Origin of the sequence: Devosia sp. FKR38, from assembly GCF_005222805.1 — a bacterium.
Lineage (GTDB): Bacteria > Pseudomonadota > Alphaproteobacteria > Rhizobiales > Devosiaceae > Devosia.
This window is the reverse complement of record NZ_STGC01000005.1, coordinates 886128-905248: the sequence shown is the minus strand read 5'-3', so window position 1 is coordinate 905248 and position 19121 is coordinate 886128. Positions and strand designations below refer to the sequence as shown.

Here is a 19121-nt window from a genome sequence, read left to right as displayed (position 1 = left end):
ACGGCGATCAAGCCAGGTCGGACAGCAGCTTGAACTCGTCGTCCAACGCATAGGGCGCAGAGGTGCCGTTGTGGGTCACCAGCAGGTCGTATTTGTAGGGGCCGGACTTGGCCTTGCGCCATTGCCCGGCGACCAGCGGCGTCTTGGTGATGCCGGGCACCGGCGTATTGGTGAAGTCCACCGGGCCGACCACGGTCTCCAGATTGGTGGCGGCCAGCGCCGCCCGCACCGCTTCGCGATCCTTGGGATCGCCTGATGCGACCAGCGCGTGGACGGCCACTTCCCAGATGGCATGGGTGTAGCCGAGCACGGGGGTCCACTGCGTGCCGGTGGTGGATTCCCACTCGGCGGCAAGGGCGCCCGCGGTCTGTCCGGTCAGGCTGGAGGTGAAGGGGGTCTTGGGCGACCACCAGATCTCGGTGGAGACGCCGTCGCCGCGGTCGCCCAGGGCATCGATGCCACCGGGGAACAGGAAGGCACCGGCGACGGTGACGATCTCGGGCTGGTAATTGCCCTGACCAGCTGCCCGCCAGAAGGAGGCGAAGTGGTTGGCGAACATGAAGCCGGTCAGGATCTGGGCATTGCCATCCCGGAAGGTGGCAACCTGGTTGGAGAAATCGTCGGTCTCCACCTTGAACATGCCGCCGTCGACGGTCTTGTACTTGGCCTGCGCCAGAAAGGCCGGCAGGCCGAACTGGGGATGGGCAAAGCCCTGCGCCGCCGGCTGATCCACATAGAATGTGCCCACCGTGTCGTTGAGCCGGGCGCGAACCGGCTCCCACATGCCGATATAGGCGGCACCGACATCGGCGGTGTCGAACAGGAAGTGGAAGGTCCAGGGCGTGCCGCCATTGCTATAGGCTTCCGGGCCGCCGCGAACGCCGATCATGGCGTCGGAGGGGAACAGGGTCGAGATGATCGGCGTGCGATTGATCACCGCCATCTGGCCACCTGCCACCGCGCCCAGCGCTTCAGAGGCAACAATGAGGTCCACCTTGTCGCGCGTCATCAGTTCGGTGGTGATCTGGGCGGCCACGTTGACCGAGCTCTGGCTGTCGCGCACCAGGATTTCGACCGAATAGGTCTTGCCGGCGATTTCGAGGCCGCCACCGAAGCGGGCTTCGAGCTGCGCTTTGACGAAGTCAGTCGCCTCGCCAAACAGCGCACCGGGGCCGGACAGCGCCGCCACCCAACCGATCTTGAGCGTGCTGGTCTCCTGGCCATGCACGGCCGGGAAACGCAGCGTGAAGGCCGTGGCCACGCCGGCTGCGGCGAAGCCCTTGAGCACCGAGCGGCGCGACGGCGCAGGCGCAAATGTGGTGTGGTTGATCTCAGTCATGATGTCCCCTCCCAAGGATCGTGGCCACCGTTTAGGTGATCCAATCAATTGACCAAATCATATGATTGAGATATTGCCGAGTCAATAACCTTGGTTCGGTGCCACCAAGCGTCCGCACAGACAGGCGCAGTGCAGTCCCGGACACAATTGGGCGGGAGGCCTGTTCGTCATGGGTGGAGAAATCTGGACCTGGGATTCTGTTGCGACGGCCACGGCCATAAAGGCCGGCGTCATTTCGAGCCGGGAGGCCACGCGTTCGGTGATCGACCGCATGCAGGCGGTCAATCCGGCGGTCAATGCCGTGGTCGAGGAGCTCGAGGCCGAGGCACTGGCTGCCGCCGATGCCGCCGACGCGGCCCGTGCGCGCGGCGATGCGCTGGGCCCGCTGCATGGCGTGCCGATCACCACCAAGGTCAATGTTGACATGGTCGGCCATGCCACCACCCATGGTGTGGTCGCCTTCAAGGACGCGATGGCCATGGCTGACAGCGCCTCGGTGGCCAATCTGCGGCAAGGCGGCGCGGTCATCGTGGGCCGCACCAATATCCCGACCTTCTCCTATCGCTGGTTCAGCAGCAATGCGCTCTATGGCGAGACCCGCAACCCCTGGGGGGCGACGCTGTCGCCGGGCGGATCGAGTGGCGGGGCTGCGGTGGCCTCGGCCATCGGCATCGGCAGCATTGCCCATGGCAATGACGTGGCCGGGTCCCTGCGCCTGCCCGCCGGGGCCTGCGGCATCTATGGCATGCGCCCCACGGTGGGGCGTCTGCCCAGCTACAATCCCGCCCAGGGGGCCGAAAAATCCCTGTGCCTGCAGATCGCGGCCACCGAGGGCGTGCTGGCGCGTTCGGTGCGCGACATCGCGGTCGGCCTGACTGTGCTTGAACACTATGACCACCGCGACCCCTGCGCTGTGCCGCCGTTGGCGCCCCAGCCGGGGCTGGACCAGCCCTGCCGGGTTGCGCTCTTTACCGGCGAAGCCGAATTCGGCACCCATCCCGAAGTGGCTGCGGTTCTGCGGCGCGCGGCTGGCTGGCTGGAAGACGCCGGCTATATCGTCGAAGAGGTCGCTCCGCCGCGCCTGGCCGAGATGGCCGAGCTGTGGATGGCACTGCTCTATGCCGAATGCAGCGGCAAGGTGCGCGAGTTCATGCTCTCGGTGGGCGATGACGCGTTCCGCCGCGCCTTCCATGACACCGCCGGCAACCTGCCCGTCTACGATGCCGCCGGCGAGCATGACGCCTGGGAGCGCCGGATGACCATCCTGCGCGAATGGCAGGCCTTTTTTGCCAGCTACCCCATCCTGCTGGTGCCCACAGCCTTCCAGCCGACCTTTCCGCTGCAGCATGACCAGAACGGGCTGGCGACCATGGCGACCATCATGCAGGCCTTCACGCCCCTGTCGGCCACGGCGGGGCTGGCCCTGCCCGCCATTTCTGTACCGGCCGGCATGGCACAGGATGCCCCCGCCGGGGTGCAAATCATTGCCGCACGGTTTATGGATGAGCGATGCCTGGCTGCGGCCAGGGTCTTGGAGGCCAGGATCGGGCCGACAGCCCCGATCGACCCTGTCAGGGACTGACCGCTTTGGGAGAATATCAGTTGGCGGAACAGACTACACCGCGCAAAAGCCGCCCGCGTCCGAACAGCGACGGGCGCCGCGAGCAGATTGTCAGTGCCGCTTTGCGCGTGATGATCTCGGAGGGCGTCTATCACGCCACCACCCGCAAGATCGCTGAGGCCGCCGGAGTGAATGTGGCGACGCTGCATTACCACTTCCATGACAAGGAGGAGATCATCCTCAGTGTCATGGCCGTGCTAGCGTCGAACTATCGCGGGCGGCTGGACGAGCGTTTCAGCGCGCCGCAGACCCTGCATGATCGCATCGCCGACCTGCTGGGATTTATCTGGCAAGAGATCGAGAGCGCGCCGGGCGAACAGCTGGTGCTGCAGGAAATGACGCTATACGTCCTGCGCGTCCCCCAGGCGGCCCATCTTGCCGCCGACAAGGAGCGCGAGATCAAGCAGCTCTATGCCGAGTGTCTCGGGCGGTCGAGCGACGTCTCGGCGGCCGATGCGCCCCGGATCGCTGAGCTGTCGAACTTCATCTACGCCTGCTTTGTCGGCATTCTGAACCAATGGCTGGCCACGCGCGACACGGCGCTGCTGCTCAAGACCACCAGCCAGCTGGTAACCGCCGCCCGCAGCCTATGGCCGGCGACGTAACGGGCGCTCAGGGGCATGTGTCATGCCCCACCGCCCTGCCCGGTTAGCCGGGCGGTGCATCGGTCTGTGGCGCGCGGATGCTGAAGACGGCGCCTGTCGTCGTCGGGATCAGCGCGATCTCGGCGCCGTGGGCAGCCAGCATGGCCCTGACGATGTCCAGCCCCATGCCGGTGCCACCCGTTTCGCGTCGCGTGGTGAAAAAGGGCTGGAACAGGCGGTCGCGATTGCCCTCGGAGATGCCCGATCCGTTGTCACTGACCGTGAGGGTCACCGACCTCCCATCCCCAGTGGCTGCAAGCGACAGCCGGGTGGCGCCGTGCTGGCTGGCATTGTCCGCCAGATGGCCCAGCACAATGCCCAGCGTCTCCGCTGGCAGGGCGAGAGCGATATCAGTCCCGGTCGCGTGCAGCTCGAGCCGGCCAAAGCGCGCGCCCAGATCGCGCAGCACGGCGTCCAGCGTGGTGGTGCCCGATTGCAGTGGCATCTCGGCCTGGGCCAGTTCGCGCAGCCGATCCACCAGCCGCGCCAGCCGGTCCGCGTCGGTCAGGATATTGTTGAGGAATTTGTCGCGCTCGGCCGGCGTCATGCTGTCGCCCTCGTCGCGCATCAGCTCGGCCGAGCCCCGGATCGCGGTCAGCGGGGATTTGAGCTCATGGGAAACATGGGCCGCAAAGGAGCGCATATATTCGGTCCGGTCCATCAGCTTGGACGCCAGGTCGAGGAAGGCCTGCGACAGTGTCGCCAGCTCGGCGGTGCCATAGGCGGTGGGCGGCAGAATAGCGTCGCGCCCGCCCTGGGTGATGGCACGAGCCCGCATCGCCAGCGATTCGATGGGCCGCTGCACCGCCCGGGTCAGCACATAGGCGATGACCAGCGTTGCCACCAGCGAAGCGATCAGCACACCGATCTCGAGCGTCGACAGGCCGCGTCCGCCCACCAGGCGCACCAGGACGATCAGGCCCGACGGCAGGCCGAGCACGGCCAGCAGCACGCCATAGACCACCAGCGCCAGCGACGGTCGCCACTTGCCCGGGACCTGGGGCGAACCGGTCATGACCCGGCCCCGGGCGTGGCCAGCCGGAAGCCGACGCCATGCACCGTGGTAATGATCCGCGGGCAGCCGGCAGCAACAAATTTGGCCCTTATGTTGCGGACATGGCTGTCGACGGTGCGGTCGGCGACATGGATGGAGCCGCCATAGGCGGTGGCGATCAGTTGCGCGCGCGAAAACACCATGTCCGGCCGCCCGACCAGGGCCGACAGCACGGCAAATTCCAGCGCGGTCAGTGGAATCGCCGCTTCAGCCCAGGTCACGGCATGGGCGGTGCGGTCGAGCCGCAGGGCGCCGCTGACCAGCGTGTCCGATGCGGTCGGGGCGCCATGGGCGCTGCGCTTGAGGATGGCCTTGACCCGCGCCACCAGCTCGCGCGGGCTGAAGGGCTTGCTGACATAGTCGTCGCCGCCGATTTCGAGGCCGATGATGCGGTCGACATCCTCATCGCGGGCTGACAGGAACAGGATCGGGACCTCGGAGGTCTTGCGGATGGTGCGGCAGACGTCCAAGCCATCGCGCTCGGGCAGGCCGATATCGAGCACGATCAGGTCCGGCGCATGGCGGCGCCAGGCGATCAGCGCCTCGGCTCCGTCGCGCGCCGGGATCACCTGCATGCCAGCGCGCTGCAGGGCGAAGCTGATGACGTCGCGAATATGGGGCTCATCGTCAACGACGAGTATTCTGCAGCTCATGCGGGTCCCCTGGTGACCATGCGACCGTTTTGCCGGTTCGGTGGCGCCGACGCAACCGCGTGCATGGCCAGATAGTGGTCCAGGCGCGCGGCCCGCCAATTCCAGCTGCGCCAGTCGAGCCCGCCGCGCTCGGCCATGCCGGCCAGGTCGGCGCGGTACTCGACGGCCGCGCTCCAGCGGTCGCTGCCCACCGCCAGGCGTGGAATCAGCCGGTCAAAGGCCGGGATCGCGCTGGTCCCCAGGCTGGCGAGATAGTCGATATCGATCGGCAGACCCTGCTTGCTGACATCCAGGCTGTGCTCGACATTGAAGCGGGCGATCTGGCCGTTCAGGTCCAGCATGGCCGTGCCATAGAACACGCTCACCAGCGCGAGCAGATTGGTCGCGATCAGCCAGCCATTGGATTTGCGCCACCAGATGCGCAGCAGCACCAGCACGAGCCCCACCGCCACCAGGCCCATCCAGATGCCCGCCGCCAGCCGCAGTTCGGTCAGCGAATAGGCCTCGACATAAAGCTCGAGCCGCAGCATGGCCGACAGGCACAGCAGCACATTCTGGGCAATGAACAGATAGATCAGGATGCGGATCGCCCTGTTGTCGCGGGCCGCCCCCTGCTCGCGCATGGCGGCCAGCACGAAGGCCCCGGCCAGCAGCGCCGTCACGATCAGCGGATAGGCGCCGCGATGGGCATAGTCGGCATGGCTCATGCCGCCCGGCAGTTCCACCCCACCCCAGAGATAGGTGAGATCCAGTGCGGTCTCGATGGCAAAGAGCGCGTTGAAAACCAGCAGGGACCGCAGCACCGCCGTCGTGCCGAGCCAGAGCGATTCCGGGAGCGGCGCAGCCATGGCAGGCGCGATGCGCCGCAGGCGCCGCAGCAATCTGGGGCGCAGCAGCGCCCAGAGGCCCATGGCCATGATCAGCCAGAACAACAGGCGCAGCGGATTGAGCAGCGAGAGGGCGCTGTCCAGCCGCACGCCGGACAGCATGGTCTCGATCAGGGGATTGGCCGCCGCGAACAGATAGGCAAAGACAGCGCCCAGGCCGAGCGGCACGATCCAGGCGATCAGCCAGGGCGCGGTTCGCCGCCCCAGCCGCTGCCGCAGGACCGGACCCAGCCGCACCGCGTCGCGGGCCAGTGTGGCCGGCGCCGGCAGCATGAAGCGCAGCAGGGTCGCGGGAACGCGCTCGAGCCGGTCGGGCAACAGGCGAACAGCCATCAGCGCTGCCACGCCCAGCCCGAGCATGGAGAGTCCGACGCCCGTCAGTGACGGCGCCTCAGCCAGGGGCAGCGCCAGGACCACGACGACCACAAGGCCCAGCGCGCCCTGCCTCTGCCGCCCCCGGCGCCAGGCGACACCAAGGATGGCAAGGCCGATGGCCAGGACGACCACAAACAGGTTGATGCCGGCCGCGACGTCGAACAGCAGACGGTCAGTCAGCACCACCAGAGCGATGGTGAGGCCGGTGGCCAGCAGCATCGCCTGCGGGCGTGGTGTCGGAATTGTCGGGTTCTGCATGGGTCAGGCCTCCATCAATGACGCGAAAGATGCGGCCTGTTCGCCGCTGTCCCCGGCCCGGCAAAGGCGGGACCGCGGCCAGCAGCCACCAGCTGTCGTTGACGATGCTGGCTGGCAGGTGGATGGACGATCTGGATGGGGGGCGAACAGGGGTGTGCATGCCCGCCAGAGTGCCCAGGCGGCTTGCAGATTTTGTGCAGATCCTGGTGAGAACATCAGGTTTGTGCAGCCGGCCTGTTGCGAGCGCCCCGATAGCCGAAGGGCCCCTTGCGGGGCCCTTGGTGTGGGTCAGTAGTCGAACTGCTTGCTGAGGCCGATCTTGAAGGTGCGGCCCCGTGAGCGGTCCACCGACAGGTTTTGGCGGTAGTCGGCATTGAACAGATTGTCGATACCGGCCTGGATCTGTGTGCCGGCCAGCGGGCCGGCGTCCGGCTTCCAGTTGGCAAAGAGGTCAACCGTGCCATAGCCGGTGGCTGCGCCATCGGCGCCCGAAGACGTGGGCACGATATAGGCGCCTTCGGACGCCAGGGTCGCGCGCACGCCATAGTCGAGGTTCCATTCGGCATGGCGGGCGCCGAGCGTGGCCACCAGCTTGTTCTGCGGCACGGTGGTCAGCGGCTTATTGGTCACCAGATCGTCACCGATGGTGAAGGTATAGGCCAGATTGGTGTACCAGAGGTCCGAGTTATAGGCGCCTTCGATCTCGACGCCATAGATGCGGGCCGAGGCGATATTGGCATAATAGGGCGGCGCGGCGCGACCGGCCGCCGGTGCCGTGCCGGTCGAGGCGATCAGATCGGTCAGGTCGCTATAGAACAGCGTCGTCTTGGCGCTGGCGCTGTCGCCGTCCTGGAACAGGTCATAGGTGCTGAGCGAGAAGCCGCCTTCCACCGTATTGGCCTGTTCCTTGCGCAGGTCGAGGCTGGCCAGCTTGCCTGAGCTGCCGGCACTGCCGCCGCCGGCAGCAACGGGCGCGGCCACCGAATAGAGCTCATCGATGGTGGGCATGCGTTCGGTATGGGCCACCGAGGCAAACACCGCCAGATTGTCGGTCAGCTTGTAATGCGCTGCCAGCTTGGGCGAAAAGGCGCTGCCGTCGATGTCGCGCACGCCAGCGCTGGTTGGCTTGACCCAGTGGAAATCGGCGCGCATGCCGGCAATCAGGGTCAGGCGCTCATCGTAGATGAACTCGTCCTGGGCAAACAGGCCAAGCTTGTTCTCGGTGCCCTGGGGATGGGCCGGCAGGGCCTGAGCGGTCGCCGGTCGCGTCACACTGCGGTCCAGCGTGCTGGTCTGCAGCCCAAACGTGAAATAGTTCTCGAAGTCCTCGCCGATCCACTCCACCGTGTTGTCGGCCTGCAGTTGCAGGGTGCGATAGCCATAGACGGTGTCGGCCAGCACATTGGTGCCGGTCTGGGCCGTGGGCACGCCGGTTGAGCTGCGGTGGTTGTACTGGTTGTTCTGGATGTCGGACCAGCTCAGATTGACGTTGATATCCACCCAGGGATTGTCGCTGGCCGGGTTCTCATAGGACAGCACGGCGGTCTGGTCGGTGACCTTGCGGTCGATGATGCCGAACATATCGCCCAGCGTGGAGCCGGGCGTGCCGGGACGGCTGACAATCAGGCCGCCGGCGCCGCCGGTGCCCGTCTGGGCATAGGCCTGGTTGAAGGCCTGGCTGTACCAGCGCTGATAGGAGGCGCGCAGCACCTGTTCATTGTTGTCGCCAAAGCGGACGGTGCCCTTGAGCAGTCCGCTCCAGGTGTCGAATTCGGACCCGGTCATCACCGCGCCCGAGGCCTGGGTCACATTGTTGGAGCGGCGCCAGGTGCCGGTGGCGAGCAGATCGAGATTCTCGCTGGCCCGATGCGCCAGCACCACGGAGGTCGCCGTGCCCAGGCCATTGCTGTCAAAGCTCTCCTTGACCCGCACCGCGCCGGTGGCGCCATCGGCGATGAAATCGGAGGCATCCTTGGTGGTGAAATTGATCACGCCGCCCAGCGCGCCCGCACCATAGAGCGTGGAGGAACCAGGCCCGCGCAGCACCTCGACCTGCCGATAGAGCTCGGGTTCGGAAAAGAACGAGCCCATGCGGTATTGCTCGTTGAACTTGGGCGCGCCGTCCACATTCACCACCACGCGGGCCCCGTCGGACGAGTTCTCGGTGGTGCCGATGCCGCGGATGTTGAAGGCCTCGCCCAATTGGCGCGAGCTGCCGACCATGGACACGCCCGGCACGTCCTGGAACAGTGCGCCGGTGGTCGCTGCCTGCGTGCGATCGATGTCCTGCTGGGCGATCACCGTCACGGCCTGCGGCGTGTCGATGGCCACTTTGGGGGTGCCCAGGCCGATCACCAAGCGCTCCAGCAGCGTAATATTGGTGGCATTTGCATTCTGCTGCGCCGCAGCCCCCTGCAGCCCAACCATTCCAAGCGCTATTCCGCACATCAATGCGGTTCTGCGCGACCGTACCAGCCCCATGTTCGTCTCCAATTGTTTGTGGGTGGCTGGCTGGCGGCGGCTGGCTGGCTAAAGGTGATTATTTAACTCACCTATTGCGCCTCGTAATTAATATGGCTATCAGAGTCAAGTTTTCAGCAGCACGGTAATATCCGAAATCGCGCGCTGCAACCATCTGTCACAGTTCAAAAAAATCGGCCCCAGAAGTCCATGCCCGACCCTCTGCACGAGAAATCCGCACCGCGATCCGTAACCGCCGAAGAGCTGTTTCAGGGCGCCAGCGAGATCATCGTCTGGCATGCCGGCGTCCCCTATCGCCTGCGGGTCACACGCAACGACAAGCTCATTCTCACCAAATAGGCATCTCCGGTTCCCATCATGCGAAAGACCGCCCAAGACATCCGTGCCCTGCGGGCCAAGCACCCCGACATGCGTGAACGCGACTTCGCACGCATCCATGCCATCTCCGAGGCCGAGCTGGTTGCCGCCGCCGTCGGCGAGACCGCGATCCGCCTGCGGGCCGATATCGGCACCCTGCTCAACGGCCTCACCGCCGTGGGCGAAGTCATGGCACTGACGCGCAATGAGAGCGCCGTGCACGAAAAGATCGGCCCCTATGAAAAGGTTGTCCTGGGCCCCATGGCTTCCATGGTGCTGGGCGAACAGATCGACCTGCGCATCTTCCCCAAGCCCTGGAGCCATGGCTATGCCGTGGAGAAGCGCAATGTGGACGGCAGCGTCCGCCATTCGCTGCAGTTCTTTGACGCCCAGGGCATGGCGATCCACAAGATCCACGCCCGCCCGGGCACGGATCTGGAAGCCTGGGGCGTGCTGGTCGACAATCTCCGCCACCCCGAGCAGAGCGACACGCTCGATCTGGTCGAAGCCGCACCGGCCGCAGCCAGCGGCACGCCGGCGAGCCTGGCCACCCTGCGCGAGCACTGGGCAGCGATGACCGATACGCACCAGTTCTTCCCCATGCTGCGCAAGCTCAACCTGCCGCGCCTCGACGCGCTGGAAATGGTGGGCACCGACTATGCCTGGCCGCTCGACCATGCCGCCATCACCGCGCTCTTCGAGCAGGCCGCCGCCAGCGCGCTGCCCATCATGGTGTTTGTCGGCAACCATGGCTGCATCCAGATCCATGCCGGCCCGATCCACACGGTCAGCCCGATGGGCCCCTGGCTCAATGTCATGGACGAAACCTTCCACCTGCATCTGCGGCTCGACCAGATCGTCTCGGCCTGGGCGGTGCGCAAGCCAACCGCCGATGGGCATGTCACCTCGGTCGAGCTCTATGACGCCGGGCGCGAGCTGGTCATCCAGTTCTTCGGCCAGCGTCAGGAAGGCACCGACGAGCGCGCCGGCTGGCGCGACCTGGTCGAGGCCCTGCCCGCCCTTTCCACCTCCAACGCAGCGTGATCACAGCCATGCGCTTTCCCCTTGCTTCCCTGGCGCTTGCCGCCCTGCTGTCCCTCCCCGCCGCTGCGTCGGCCGCGGAGCTGACACCCTTTGCCGATCCCTCGCGCCTGGTTTCCATCGGCGGCTCGCTGACCGAGATCATCTATGCGCTGGGCGAGGAGCGGCTCTTGGTCGCCCGTGACCAGACCGCGACCTATCCGGCTGCCGCCCAGGCGCTGCCCGATGTGGGCTATATGCGCCAGCTGGCGCCCGAGGGCGTGCTCTCGGTCAGCCCGACGGCCCTGCTGGTGATCGAGGGCAGCGGCCCGCCCGATGCGCTCGATGTGCTGGCCCATGCCGGCGTTGCCTACCAGACCGTGCCTGAGGGCTTTTCGGCCGCCGGCGTCATCGCCAAGGTGCGGGCCGTCGGCCAGGCGCTGGGCGTGCCCGACAAGGCCGAAGCGCTGGCCAGCCGGCTGGACGCCGATTTCGCGGCCCTGGCCAAGCAGACGTCCGCCATCGCCGCCCCGCGCCGCGTGCTGTTCATCCTCTCCAACCAGGGCGGGCAGATCCAGGCCTCGGGCACCGGCACGGCTGCCGATGGCATCATCGCCCTGGCCGGCGCGGTCAATGCCGTCACCGATTATCCCGGCTACAAGGCCCTCTCGGAAGAGGCCATCACCGCGGCGGCGCCCGATGTCATTCTGATGATGGACCGGGGCGGCGATCACAGCGCCTCCGATGCCGACCTGCTGGCCCATCCGGCCGTGGCCCTCACCCCGGCTGGGCGCAATAAGGCGATCTATCGCCTCGATGGCGCCTATCTGCTGGGCTTTGGCCCCCGCACGGCTGCGGCGGCTGCCGAGCTGTCGGCCCTGATCTACGGCGCGCACTGACATGGCCGGGACGATGCTGGCTCAGACCCTGGATGCCCCGCGCATCGGCCCGGCCGAGCGGCGCGCCGAGGGCGACCGCAGCCGGCTGGGACGGCTGGCCATCGTCGTCCTGGTCGGTTTGCTGCTGGTCGCCATGGCCCTGTCGATGACCACCGGCGCCTCGGGCGCCTCGGCCTGGTCCCTGCTCACCCATGGACTGGGCTGGGCCCAGGGCGATGCGGCGGCGCTGGCGCGTGATCATGCCGTGGTGCTCAATATCCGCCTGCCGCGCATGCTGCTGGGCGTGCTGATCGGGGCGGGCCTGGCCGTCTCGGGCCTGCTGATGCAGGGCCTGTTCCGCAATCCGCTGGCCGATCCCGGCCTGGTCGGGGTGTCCAGCGGCTCGGCCCTGGGCGCCGTGGGCGTCATCGTGCTGGGCACCACGGTGCTGGCGCCCGTCACCCAGGCGCTGGGCATCTTCGCCCTGCCCGTCGCGGCCTTTGGCGGCGGGCTGCTCACCACAGCCATTCTCTATCGCGTCGCCACCCGCAGCGGACAGACCGCCATTGCCACCATGCTGCTGGCCGGCATTGCCCTGGGCGCGCTGGCCGGGGCCATTTCGGGCATCCTGGTCTATGTCGCCAGCGATGCGCAGCTGCGCGACCTCACCTTCTGGGGCATGGGCTCGCTGGCCGGCGCCACCTGGGTCAAGATCGCGGCTGCCGGGCCCATCATCGCCCTGGCCCTGTGTGCCTCGGCCTTTCTGGCGCAGGGGCTCAATGCCCTCACCTTGGGCGAAGCCACTGCCGCCCATCTCGGCGTTCCAGTGCAACGCTTCAAGCGCATCACCATCCTGGCCGTGGCCGCAGCCACCGGCGCCTCGGTGGCCGTCAGCGGCGGCATCGGCTTTGTCGGCATTGTTGTGCCGCATCTGCTGCGCCTGGTCATCGGTCCCGACCATCGCTATCTGCTGCCGGCCACCGCCCTGCTCGGCGCAAGCTTCCTGCTGCTGGCCGATGCGCTCAGCCGCACCATTGTCGCCCCGGCCGAACTGCCGATCGGCATTGTCACGGCGGCCTTTGGCGGCCCGTTCTTCCTGTGGATCCTGCTGCGGCGCCGCGCCGCCTTCTCCTGGTGATGCCATGATTGCAATCGACGGGCTGGGCGTGGTGCTGGGCGGCCGCCGCATTCTCAACGACATCAGCTTTGCCGCAGCCCCGGGGCGCCTCACCGCCATCATCGGCCCCAATGGCTCGGGCAAGTCCACTTTGCTCAAGGCGCTGTGCCGCGACCATGCCTATAGCGGGCGCATCAGCATTGATGGCCGCGATATCGCCGGCATGAGCCCGCTCGAGGCCGCCTGCCGCCGCGCCGTGCTGCCGCAATCGGCCAGCCTGCCTTTCCCCTTCACCGTGCGCGAAGTGGTCGCCATGGGCGTTCGCGCCGGCCGTCCTGGCCCCCTGGGTGCGGCGCTCTATGGCCTACCGGAACGCGCGCTCGAGGCCGTCGATCTGCCCGGCTTCGGCGCCCGCTATTATGGCGATCTGTCGGGCGGCGAGCAGCAGCGGGTGCAATTGGCCCGCGTGCTCTGCCAGGTCTGGCAGCCGGTGCTCGACGGACAGCCGCGCTATCTGTTCCTGGACGAGCCTGTCTCCAGCCTCGACGTCAAGCATCAGCTCATCGTCATGGATGTGGCGCGGCGCTTTGCCGATGCCGGTGGCGGCGTGCTGGCGGTGCTGCATGATCTGAACCTGGCGTCCATGTATGCCGATGATCTGCTGGCGCTCGCCGCTGGCCGGCTGGTCGCCCATGGCCCACCGGCCCAGGTGCTGACCGACTCCACCATTGGCGCTGTGTTCGACGCGCCGCTGCGGGTCGGCGCCACGCCCGCCCCCGGCCAGCCCTTTGTGCTGCCGCAGTCGGCCCAGCTCGCCCCCTTTTCCCATCATGCCCAGGTTGCCTGAATGCGCCCGCTGTTTGCCCTTGCCGTCGTCCTTGCCACCAGCCTTGGCCCCGCCCATGCCGAGGATCGGCCGGTTGCCCCTGGCCTTGCCATCGAGCTCAATGCCGTCCAGCCCGGGGACGGCGGCTGCAAGGTGACCTTCCTGGCCGTCAACGGCTTTGCCACCGAGCTGCGCCGCGCCGCGGTGGAAACAGCGCTGTTCGACGCCACCGGCGCCATCGAGCGCATCGTCACGCTCGACTTCAAGGCGCTCAGCCCGGGCAAGAGCAAGGTGCTGCAGTTCCAGCTGGCGGGGCTCGACTGCGCCAATCTGGGGCGCGTGCTGATCAATGATATCACCGCCTGCGACGGCGATGGCCTGGCACCCGGCGCGTGCCTTGCCGGCCTGGTCACCAGTTCGCGCGCCGCCATCACCTTTGGAGTGTGACCCATGGTCCCCGCACCCCATGATTATTCCATGCTCGGCCTTTTCCTGCAGGCCGACTGGGTGGTCAAAACCATCATGATCGGCCTGTTGCTCGCCTCCGTCTGGTGCTGGGCCATCATTGCCAATCGCAGCGCCGCCTTTGCCCGGGCGCGCCGTCAGATGGGCGAGTTCGACCGTGCCTTTGCCCAGGGCCAGTCGCTTGCCGAGCTGCACCAGCGCTTTGGCAGCAGCCATGCCGGTGGTCTCGCGGCCGTGCTCGGCGCGGGCCTTGAGGAATGGGACCGCAGCCATGCCCTGCACGCCGCCACGGCCGATGGCCTGCGCGGGCGGATCGAGATCGCGCTTGATCTGGCGGTGTCCGAGCAGGCGTCGGCGCTGGAGAGGCGCCTGGGAATTCTGGCCACCGTTGGCAGCGCCGGCCCCTTCATCGGCCTCTTCGGCACTGTCTGGGGCATCATGAATGCCTTTACCGCCATCGCCAGCGCAGAGAACACCAGCCTGGCCGTGGTGGCCCCGGGCATTGCCGAGGCCCTGCTGGCCACTGCGTTGGGCCTGCTGGCCGCCATCCCCGCCGTCATCGCCTATAACAAGCTCAGCGCCGACGCCGGCCGCCTCACCTATCGCCTGGGCGCCTTTGCCGACCGCCTGGCGGCCCTGCTGTCGCGCCAGCTCGACAGCGGCAAGGCCAGCTGATGGGCATGGTCAACCATACTCTGGGCGGACGGGGCGGTCGCGGGCGCAGCCGCAGCGGCGCGCCACCGATCAGCGAGATCAACGTCACCCCCATGGTCGACGTCATGCTGGTGCTGCTGATCGTCTTCATGGTCGCCGCACCGCTGATGACCATGGGTGTGCCGGTCAACCTGCCCAAGACCGAAGCACAGGCCATGCCGATCGCGCGCAAGCCGATCACCGTCACCGTGGCAACCGATGGCGCCCTGTCCATCGATGGCAGTCCCGTGGTGATGGCCGACCTGGTCGCCACCGTCGAGACGCTGGTTGGCGAAAACACCGATGAACGACTCTATGTGCGCGGTGATGCCAGCACGGCCTATGGCGCGATCATGGAGGTGATGGGCGCGCTGTCGGCTGCCGGTCATGGCCAGATCGGGCTGATCACCGACCGCAAAGAGAGCCCCTGATGCGCTTAGCCCTGCCGGGTTCGGCCCTGGTGCATGCCGGGGCAGTGTCGCTGCTGGTCTTCGGCCTGTCCTGGCCGCAACCCGAGGATGCCGCTGCGCCGGCGCCTGTTACCGTCACCGTCGTGCCCCTTTCGACGGTGGCCAGCAATGCCAGCGCTGTGGTCGAGGCCAGCGATGCCGTCTCAAGCCGGTCGGCCGGCGGTCCGGAGACGGTCGAAGCCCGGCCTGAACCGCTCGACACCCTGACGCCCGAGCCCGTCGCGCCCCTGGCCCAGGCGGCGCTTGAACCGGTCGCCCCGGCGCCCCTGGCGCCGCAGACCATTGAGCCGCTCGCGCCTGAGCCGGTGCCCTCGCTGGTCGCCGCCCTCAGCAGCACCGACGCCCGCGTCGTGGAAACCGCCCCGGCCCCCAGTCTCGCGCCACTCGATACGCCGACCGAAACCACGCCGCCGGTCATGCCAAGGCCGCTGTCCCAGCGTCCGCCCAACCGCACGCCACCGCGCGAGGCGCCCCGGCAGACGCCAGCGCAGACGCCGCCCAAAGCCGCCGCCGCGACTGCCGGCAATGACGGCGACAGCCAGGCCGATGCCACCGCTTCGGCCGGCGGCGCGCCGCCCCGCGCTGCCAACAGTGGCAGCGGCGGCAGTGCCGAGGTGGCGCGCTATCCCAGCCAGGTCATCAACCGGCTGAAGCGGGCCATGCGCCATGGCGGCGCGCGCGGCGAACTGGTGGTGCGCTTCACCGTCACGGCCAGCGGCGCCCTCAAAAGCGTCAGCATTGCGCGCAGCTCGGGCAAGCCGGACCTGGATGCTGCGGGCCAGGCCCTGGTTGAGCGCGCCGCGCCCTTCCCGCCGATCCCGGCCGGTGCCGACCGCAGCAGCTGGACCTTCGACGTCCCCCTGGCCTTCGGCGGCTGACGCGTAACGGCCTGCACACCGCTTCAGCAGACTTGACGCCAGCGATATATCGACTATTCTGGATATATGGAATCTACAGACGCCCTTGCCGTGTTCACCGCCCTGTCGCAGCCCACCAGGCTGGCGGCCTTTGAGTTGTTGATGGCCCATGAGCCGGCCGGCGTGGCCGCGGGCGACATCGCGCGACAACTCGATATTCCGCAGAACACGCTCTCCACCCATCTGGCCATTCTGGCCCGGGCCGGGCTGGTCGAGGCCGAGCGGCAGAGCCGCTCGATCGTCTATCGCGCCGTCATCGAGCGCGCACGGCAGATCACCAGTTTTCTGGTGCAGGACTGCTGCGGCGGCCGGCCGGAACTGTGTCAGCCGCTGATCGCCGAATTCACCCCCTGCTGTGCTCCCAAGGAACCGAGCCATGTCTGACCGCGTCTATAATGTCCTGTTTCTCTGCACTGGAAATTCGGCCCGCTCCATTCTGGGCGAGGCCTTGCTCAACCATGTCGGCCAGGGCCGGTTCCACGGCTTCTCGGCCGGCTCCACGCCCAAGGGCGCGGTGCATCCGATGAGCCTTGAGGTGCTGGCAAAGGCCGGTATCTCCACCGAAGGCCTGCGCTCCAAGGCCTGGGACGAGTTCGCCCTGCCCGGCGCGCCACAGATGGATTTCATCTTCACCGTCTGCGACAATGCCGCGGGCGAAGCCTGCCCCGTCTGGCCGGGCCATCCAATGACCGCCCATTGGGGCCTTGAGGATCCAGCCGCTGTTGCCGGGCCCGAATTCAAGCAGCGTGCGGCCTTTGAGGATACGCTGCGTTTTCTGCGCAATCGCATCGCCGCTTTCGCCAATCTGCCGCTGGCCAGCCTGGACCGTCTGGCGCTGAGTTCCCGGCTCCAGGGCATCGGCGCCATGGATGGCGCGACCACCAAATCCTCCAGCCCCGCCTGACCGGCGCCAACCTGCAAGGTTCCCATGTCCATCTTTGAACGCTACCTGACGCTTTGGGTGGCCCTGTGCATCGTGGCCGGCATCGCCGCCGGCCATTTCCTGCCCGGCCTGTTCCAGGCCATCGGCGCGCTGGAATATGCCAAGGTCAACCTGCCCATGGCGGGCCTGATCTGGCTGATGATCATTCCCATGCTGCTGCGCATCGATTTCGCCAGCCTGCGCCATGTCGGCAGCCATTGGCGCGGCATCGGGGTGACACTGTTCATCAACTGGGCGGTCAAGCCCTTCTCGATGGCGCTGCTGGGCTGGCTGTTCATCGGCTGGCTGTTCCGTCCCTATCTGCCGGCCGGGCAGATCGACAGCTATATCGCCGGGCTGATTATCCTCGCCGCCGCGCCCTGCACCGCCATGGTGTTTGTCTGGTCCAACCTCACCAAGGGCGAGCCGCATTTCACGCTCAGCCAGGTCGCCCTCAACGACGCCATCATGATCGTGGCCTTCGCCCCGCTGGTGGGCCTCTTGCTCGGCCTTTCGGCCATCACCGTCCCCTGGGATACGCTGATGCTGTCAGTCGGGCTCTATATCGTGGTGCCGGTGATCGCCGCGCAGCTGCTGCGCCGCTGGCTGCTGGCCTCGGGCGGTCCGGAGGCCATGACCCGTGTGCTGGCTGTGCTGCAGCCGGTTTCGATCGCCGCGCTGCTGCTGACCCTGGTCATGCTGTTCGGCTTCCAGGGTGAACAGATCATCGCCCAGCCGCTGGTCATCCTGCTATTGGCGGTGCCCATCCTGATCCAGGTCTATTTCAACTCCGGCCTGGCCTATCTGCTCAACCGCATCAGCGGCGAGCAGCATTGCGTGGCCGGTCCGTCGGCGCTGATCGGGGCCTCCAACTTCTTCGAACTGGCCGTCGCCGCGGCGATCAGCCTGTTCGGCTTCAACTCCGGCGCTGCGCTGGCCACCGTGGTAGGCGTGCTGGTCGAGGTGCCGGTCATGCTGTCGGTGGTCTATATCGTCAACCGCTCGCGCGGCTGGTACGAGGCCGGCGCCGCCGTCAAACGCAATCCTGCAACGAGGTCCGCGCCATGAGCGTCACCATCTATCACAATCCCGAGTGCGGCACCTCGCGCAACACGCTGGCCATGATCCGCCAGTCCGGCGTTGAGCCCATCGTGATCGAATATCTCAAGACCCCGCCCAGCAGCGCCCGCATCATGGAACTGGTCCAGTCCGCCGACATGACCCTGCGCGCCGCTCTGCGCACCAAGGACACGCCCTATCAGGACCTCGGCCTGGATGACATGAGCCTGAGCGACGAGGCCCTGCTGGCCGCCATCGCCGAGCATCCGATTCTGCTCAATCGGCCGTTCGTCGAAACCCCCATCGGTACGCGGCTGTGCCGCCCGTCCGAAGTGGTGCTCGACATTCTCGAAAACCCCGAGATCGGCCCCTTCACCAAGGAAGATGGCGAAGTGATCATCGACGCAAGCGGTCAGCGCCTGCGCTGATCGCAGCCGTCGCATCGCATCTGCCCCTGCCCGACCCACGGCGCGCCCCTCCGGCGCGCCGTTTTTCTTGTGGGCTCACAGCAGCCTGGCTCCTTTTGGCATGGCAGGCATGCAGCCGCGTCATTGACTTAGCAAGTACACTTACTATATGCGCTCCTATTATAAGTGCGCTTATGGAAATGACCGATGGACGGGTTGACTGAATCGCAACGGGCGATGGGCACGCTGATGTCGGATGTGTCCCGGCTGCTGCGCCGGCGTTTTGAAGACGCGGCCAAGAGTTTTGGCGTGACGCTGCCGCAGTGGAAGGCGCTCAGCACCATACACAAACAGGGCGACATCACCCAGGTGGCGCTGTCGGCGCATCTGGACATCGACGCCATGACGCTGAGCGGCATTCTTGACCGGCTGGACAAACGCGGCCTGATCGAGCGCTTCGTGCATCCCGACGATAGCCGCGCCAAGCTGGCCCGGCTCACCCCTGCCGGCCTGGCGCTGGTCGAGCAGACCAGCCATATCGGCGCCGAAGTGTTCCAGCGGGCCATCCAGGGCCTGTCAGCAGACGATATTGCCGCGCTCAGCCAGCATCTTGGCCGGGTCCGCACCAATCTTATTGACCATAACCAAGACCTTGCCCAAACAGGGAAAGCCTCCTGA

General features: G+C 66.9%; 21 protein-coding genes. 16 read left to right on the top strand and 5 right to left on the bottom strand.

Annotated elements, in window-relative coordinates:
* Positions 1–7 precede the first annotated feature (7 nt).
* On the bottom strand, positions 8–1339 hold the full coding sequence (locus tag E8M79_RS09405; RefSeq protein WP_137151662.1) for an ABC transporter substrate-binding protein: 1332 nt from the start codon (positions 1337–1339) through the stop codon (positions 8–10).
* A gap of 169 nt (positions 1340–1508) precedes the next feature.
* Between E8M79_RS09405 and E8M79_RS09400 the strand changes: the two genes are divergently transcribed.
* A complete protein-coding gene (locus tag E8M79_RS09400) occupies positions 1509–2921 on the top strand; it encodes an amidase (protein ID WP_137151661.1) in 1413 nt (470 codons plus the stop codon).
* 20 nt (positions 2922–2941) lie between these two features.
* Positions 2942–3565 carry a TetR/AcrR family transcriptional regulator gene (locus tag E8M79_RS09395; protein WP_171015801.1) on the top strand — a complete coding sequence of 208 codons (624 nt, stop codon included), beginning with the start codon at positions 2942–2944 and terminating at the stop codon, positions 3563–3565.
* Between the two features lie 43 nt (positions 3566–3608).
* Here E8M79_RS09395 and E8M79_RS09390 read toward each other — a convergent pair whose 3' ends face one another.
* The 4 genes from E8M79_RS09390 to E8M79_RS09375 all read right to left on the bottom strand — a co-directional run bounded on the left by E8M79_RS09390 (position 3609) and on the right by E8M79_RS09375 (position 9258).
* Positions 3609–4619 carry a HAMP domain-containing sensor histidine kinase gene (locus E8M79_RS09390; RefSeq protein WP_137151659.1) on the bottom strand — a complete coding sequence of 337 codons (1011 nt, stop codon included), beginning with the start codon at positions 4617–4619 and terminating at the stop codon, positions 3609–3611.
* Positions 4616–5311 carry a response regulator transcription factor gene (locus E8M79_RS09385; RefSeq protein WP_137151658.1) on the bottom strand — a complete coding sequence of 232 codons (696 nt, stop codon included), beginning with the start codon at positions 5309–5311 and terminating at the stop codon, positions 4616–4618. Before E8M79_RS09385 ends, E8M79_RS09390 begins: the two co-directional genes overlap by 4 nt.
* Positions 5308–6831: a DUF4173 domain-containing protein gene (locus E8M79_RS09380; RefSeq protein ID WP_137151657.1), complete on the bottom strand. Its 1524-nt coding sequence runs from the start codon at positions 6829–6831 to the stop codon at positions 5308–5310. Before E8M79_RS09380 ends, E8M79_RS09385 begins: the two co-directional genes overlap by 4 nt.
* A gap of 288 nt (positions 6832–7119) precedes the next feature.
* Entirely contained in the window at positions 7120–9258 is a 2139-nt protein-coding gene (locus tag E8M79_RS09375; protein WP_205747897.1) for a TonB-dependent receptor, read from the bottom strand.
* Positions 9259–9501: 243 nt separating this feature from the next.
* On the opposite strand from E8M79_RS09375, the gene E8M79_RS09370 reads away from it, so the two are divergent.
* The 14 genes from E8M79_RS09370 (at position 9502) to E8M79_RS09305 (ending at position 19121) form a co-directional block, all read left to right on the top strand.
* Positions 9502–9651: a hemin uptake protein HemP gene (locus tag E8M79_RS09370; RefSeq protein WP_137151655.1), complete on the top strand. Its 150-nt coding sequence runs from the start codon at positions 9502–9504 to the stop codon at positions 9649–9651.
* Between the two features lie 18 nt (positions 9652–9669).
* Entirely contained in the window at positions 9670–10713 is a 1044-nt protein-coding gene (locus E8M79_RS09365) for a ChuX/HutX family heme-like substrate-binding protein (protein ID WP_171015800.1), read from the top strand.
* A gap of 8 nt (positions 10714–10721) precedes the next feature.
* Entirely contained in the window at positions 10722–11588 is an 867-nt protein-coding gene (locus E8M79_RS09360; RefSeq protein WP_137151654.1) for an ABC transporter substrate-binding protein, read from the top strand.
* Positions 11589–11601: 13 nt separating this feature from the next.
* Positions 11602–12705, top strand: coding sequence for an iron ABC transporter permease (locus tag E8M79_RS09355; RefSeq protein ID WP_137153321.1), 1104 nt, complete (start codon positions 11602–11604; stop codon positions 12703–12705).
* A 4-nt stretch (positions 12706–12709) separates the two neighbouring features.
* Positions 12710–13531, top strand: coding sequence for a heme ABC transporter ATP-binding protein (locus E8M79_RS09350; protein ID WP_137151653.1), 822 nt, complete (start codon positions 12710–12712; stop codon positions 13529–13531).
* Entirely contained in the window at positions 13532–13957 is a 426-nt protein-coding gene (locus E8M79_RS09345) for a hypothetical protein (protein WP_137151652.1), read from the top strand.
* 3 nt (positions 13958–13960) lie between these two features.
* Positions 13961–14650, top strand: coding sequence for a protein TolQ (tolQ, locus tag E8M79_RS09340; RefSeq protein ID WP_137151651.1), 690 nt, complete (start codon positions 13961–13963; stop codon positions 14648–14650).
* A 5-nt stretch (positions 14651–14655) separates the two neighbouring features.
* Positions 14656–15099: an ExbD/TolR family protein gene (locus tag E8M79_RS09335; RefSeq protein ID WP_248304954.1), complete on the top strand. Its 444-nt coding sequence runs from the start codon at positions 14656–14658 to the stop codon at positions 15097–15099.
* Positions 15099–16016 carry an energy transducer TonB gene (locus tag E8M79_RS09330; RefSeq protein WP_137151649.1) on the top strand — a complete coding sequence of 306 codons (918 nt, stop codon included), beginning with the start codon at positions 15099–15101 and terminating at the stop codon, positions 16014–16016. The genes E8M79_RS09335 and E8M79_RS09330 overlap by 1 nt, the downstream gene beginning before the upstream one ends.
* Positions 16017–16082: 66 nt before the next feature.
* Positions 16083–16439 (top strand): metalloregulator ArsR/SmtB family transcription factor, encoded by a 357-nt coding sequence (locus tag E8M79_RS09325; protein ID WP_137151648.1) that lies wholly within the window; start codon positions 16083–16085, stop codon positions 16437–16439.
* The gene (locus E8M79_RS09320; RefSeq protein WP_137151647.1) at positions 16432–16959 is read left to right on the top strand and encodes an arsenate reductase ArsC; all 528 of its coding nucleotides are present in this window, start codon (positions 16432–16434) and stop codon (positions 16957–16959) included. The genes E8M79_RS09325 and E8M79_RS09320 overlap by 8 nt, the downstream gene beginning before the upstream one ends.
* A gap of 24 nt (positions 16960–16983) precedes the next feature.
* A complete protein-coding gene (gene arsB, locus E8M79_RS09315; protein ID WP_137151646.1) occupies positions 16984–18045 on the top strand; it encodes an ACR3 family arsenite efflux transporter in 1062 nt (353 codons plus the stop codon).
* Complete coding sequence (gene arsC, locus E8M79_RS09310; protein ID WP_137151645.1) at positions 18042–18464, top strand: arsenate reductase (glutaredoxin); 423 nt, start codon at positions 18042–18044, stop codon at positions 18462–18464. The genes arsB and arsC overlap by 4 nt, the downstream gene beginning before the upstream one ends.
* Positions 18465–18650: 186 nt before the next feature.
* Positions 18651–19121 (top strand): MarR family transcriptional regulator, encoded by a 471-nt coding sequence (locus E8M79_RS09305; protein ID WP_137151644.1) that lies wholly within the window; start codon positions 18651–18653, stop codon positions 19119–19121.

What these genes read in the sequence shown, in the direction of transcription:
- E8M79_RS09380 (WP_137151657.1), bottom strand. Translation starts at nt 6,831, where the DNA reads ATGCAGAACCCGACAATTCCGACACCACGCCCGCAGGCGATGCTGCTG.
- E8M79_RS09305 (WP_137151644.1), top strand. Translation starts at nt 18,651, where the DNA reads ATGGACGGGTTGACTGAATCGCAACGGGCGATGGGCACGCTGATGTCG.
- arsB (WP_137151646.1), top strand. Translation starts at nt 16,984, where the DNA reads ATGTCCATCTTTGAACGCTACCTGACGCTTTGGGTGGCCCTGTGCATC.
- E8M79_RS09390 (WP_137151659.1), bottom strand. Translation starts at nt 4,619, where the DNA reads ATGACCGGTTCGCCCCAGGTCCCGGGCAAGTGGCGACCGTCGCTGGCG.
- arsC (WP_137151645.1), top strand. Translation starts at nt 18,042, where the DNA reads ATGAGCGTCACCATCTATCACAATCCCGAGTGCGGCACCTCGCGCAAC.
- E8M79_RS09405 (WP_137151662.1), bottom strand. Translation starts at nt 1,339, where the DNA reads ATGACTGAGATCAACCACACCACATTTGCGCCTGCGCCGTCGCGCCGC.
- E8M79_RS09325 (WP_137151648.1), top strand. Translation starts at nt 16,083, where the DNA reads ATGGAATCTACAGACGCCCTTGCCGTGTTCACCGCCCTGTCGCAGCCC.
- E8M79_RS09400 (WP_137151661.1), top strand. Translation starts at nt 1,509, where the DNA reads ATGGGTGGAGAAATCTGGACCTGGGATTCTGTTGCGACGGCCACGGCC.
- E8M79_RS09385 (WP_137151658.1), bottom strand. Translation starts at nt 5,311, where the DNA reads ATGAGCTGCAGAATACTCGTCGTTGACGATGAGCCCCATATTCGCGAC.
- E8M79_RS09320 (WP_137151647.1), top strand. Translation starts at nt 16,432, where the DNA reads ATGTCTGACCGCGTCTATAATGTCCTGTTTCTCTGCACTGGAAATTCG.
- E8M79_RS09370 (WP_137151655.1), top strand. Translation starts at nt 9,502, where the DNA reads ATGCCCGACCCTCTGCACGAGAAATCCGCACCGCGATCCGTAACCGCC.
- E8M79_RS09330 (WP_137151649.1), top strand. Translation starts at nt 15,099, where the DNA reads ATGCGCTTAGCCCTGCCGGGTTCGGCCCTGGTGCATGCCGGGGCAGTG.
- tolQ (WP_137151651.1), top strand. Translation starts at nt 13,961, where the DNA reads ATGGTCCCCGCACCCCATGATTATTCCATGCTCGGCCTTTTCCTGCAG.
- E8M79_RS09365 (WP_171015800.1), top strand. Translation starts at nt 9,670, where the DNA reads ATGCGAAAGACCGCCCAAGACATCCGTGCCCTGCGGGCCAAGCACCCC.
- E8M79_RS09355 (WP_137153321.1), top strand. Translation starts at nt 11,602, where the DNA reads ATGCTGGCTCAGACCCTGGATGCCCCGCGCATCGGCCCGGCCGAGCGG.
- E8M79_RS09360 (WP_137151654.1), top strand. Translation starts at nt 10,722, where the DNA reads ATGCGCTTTCCCCTTGCTTCCCTGGCGCTTGCCGCCCTGCTGTCCCTC.
- E8M79_RS09345 (WP_137151652.1), top strand. Translation starts at nt 13,532, where the DNA reads ATGCGCCCGCTGTTTGCCCTTGCCGTCGTCCTTGCCACCAGCCTTGGC.
- E8M79_RS09335 (WP_248304954.1), top strand. Translation starts at nt 14,656, where the DNA reads ATGGTCAACCATACTCTGGGCGGACGGGGCGGTCGCGGGCGCAGCCGC.
- E8M79_RS09375 (WP_205747897.1), bottom strand. Translation starts at nt 9,258, where the DNA reads ATGGTTGGGCTGCAGGGGGCTGCGGCGCAGCAGAATGCAAATGCCACC.
- E8M79_RS09350 (WP_137151653.1), top strand. Translation starts at nt 12,710, where the DNA reads ATGATTGCAATCGACGGGCTGGGCGTGGTGCTGGGCGGCCGCCGCATT.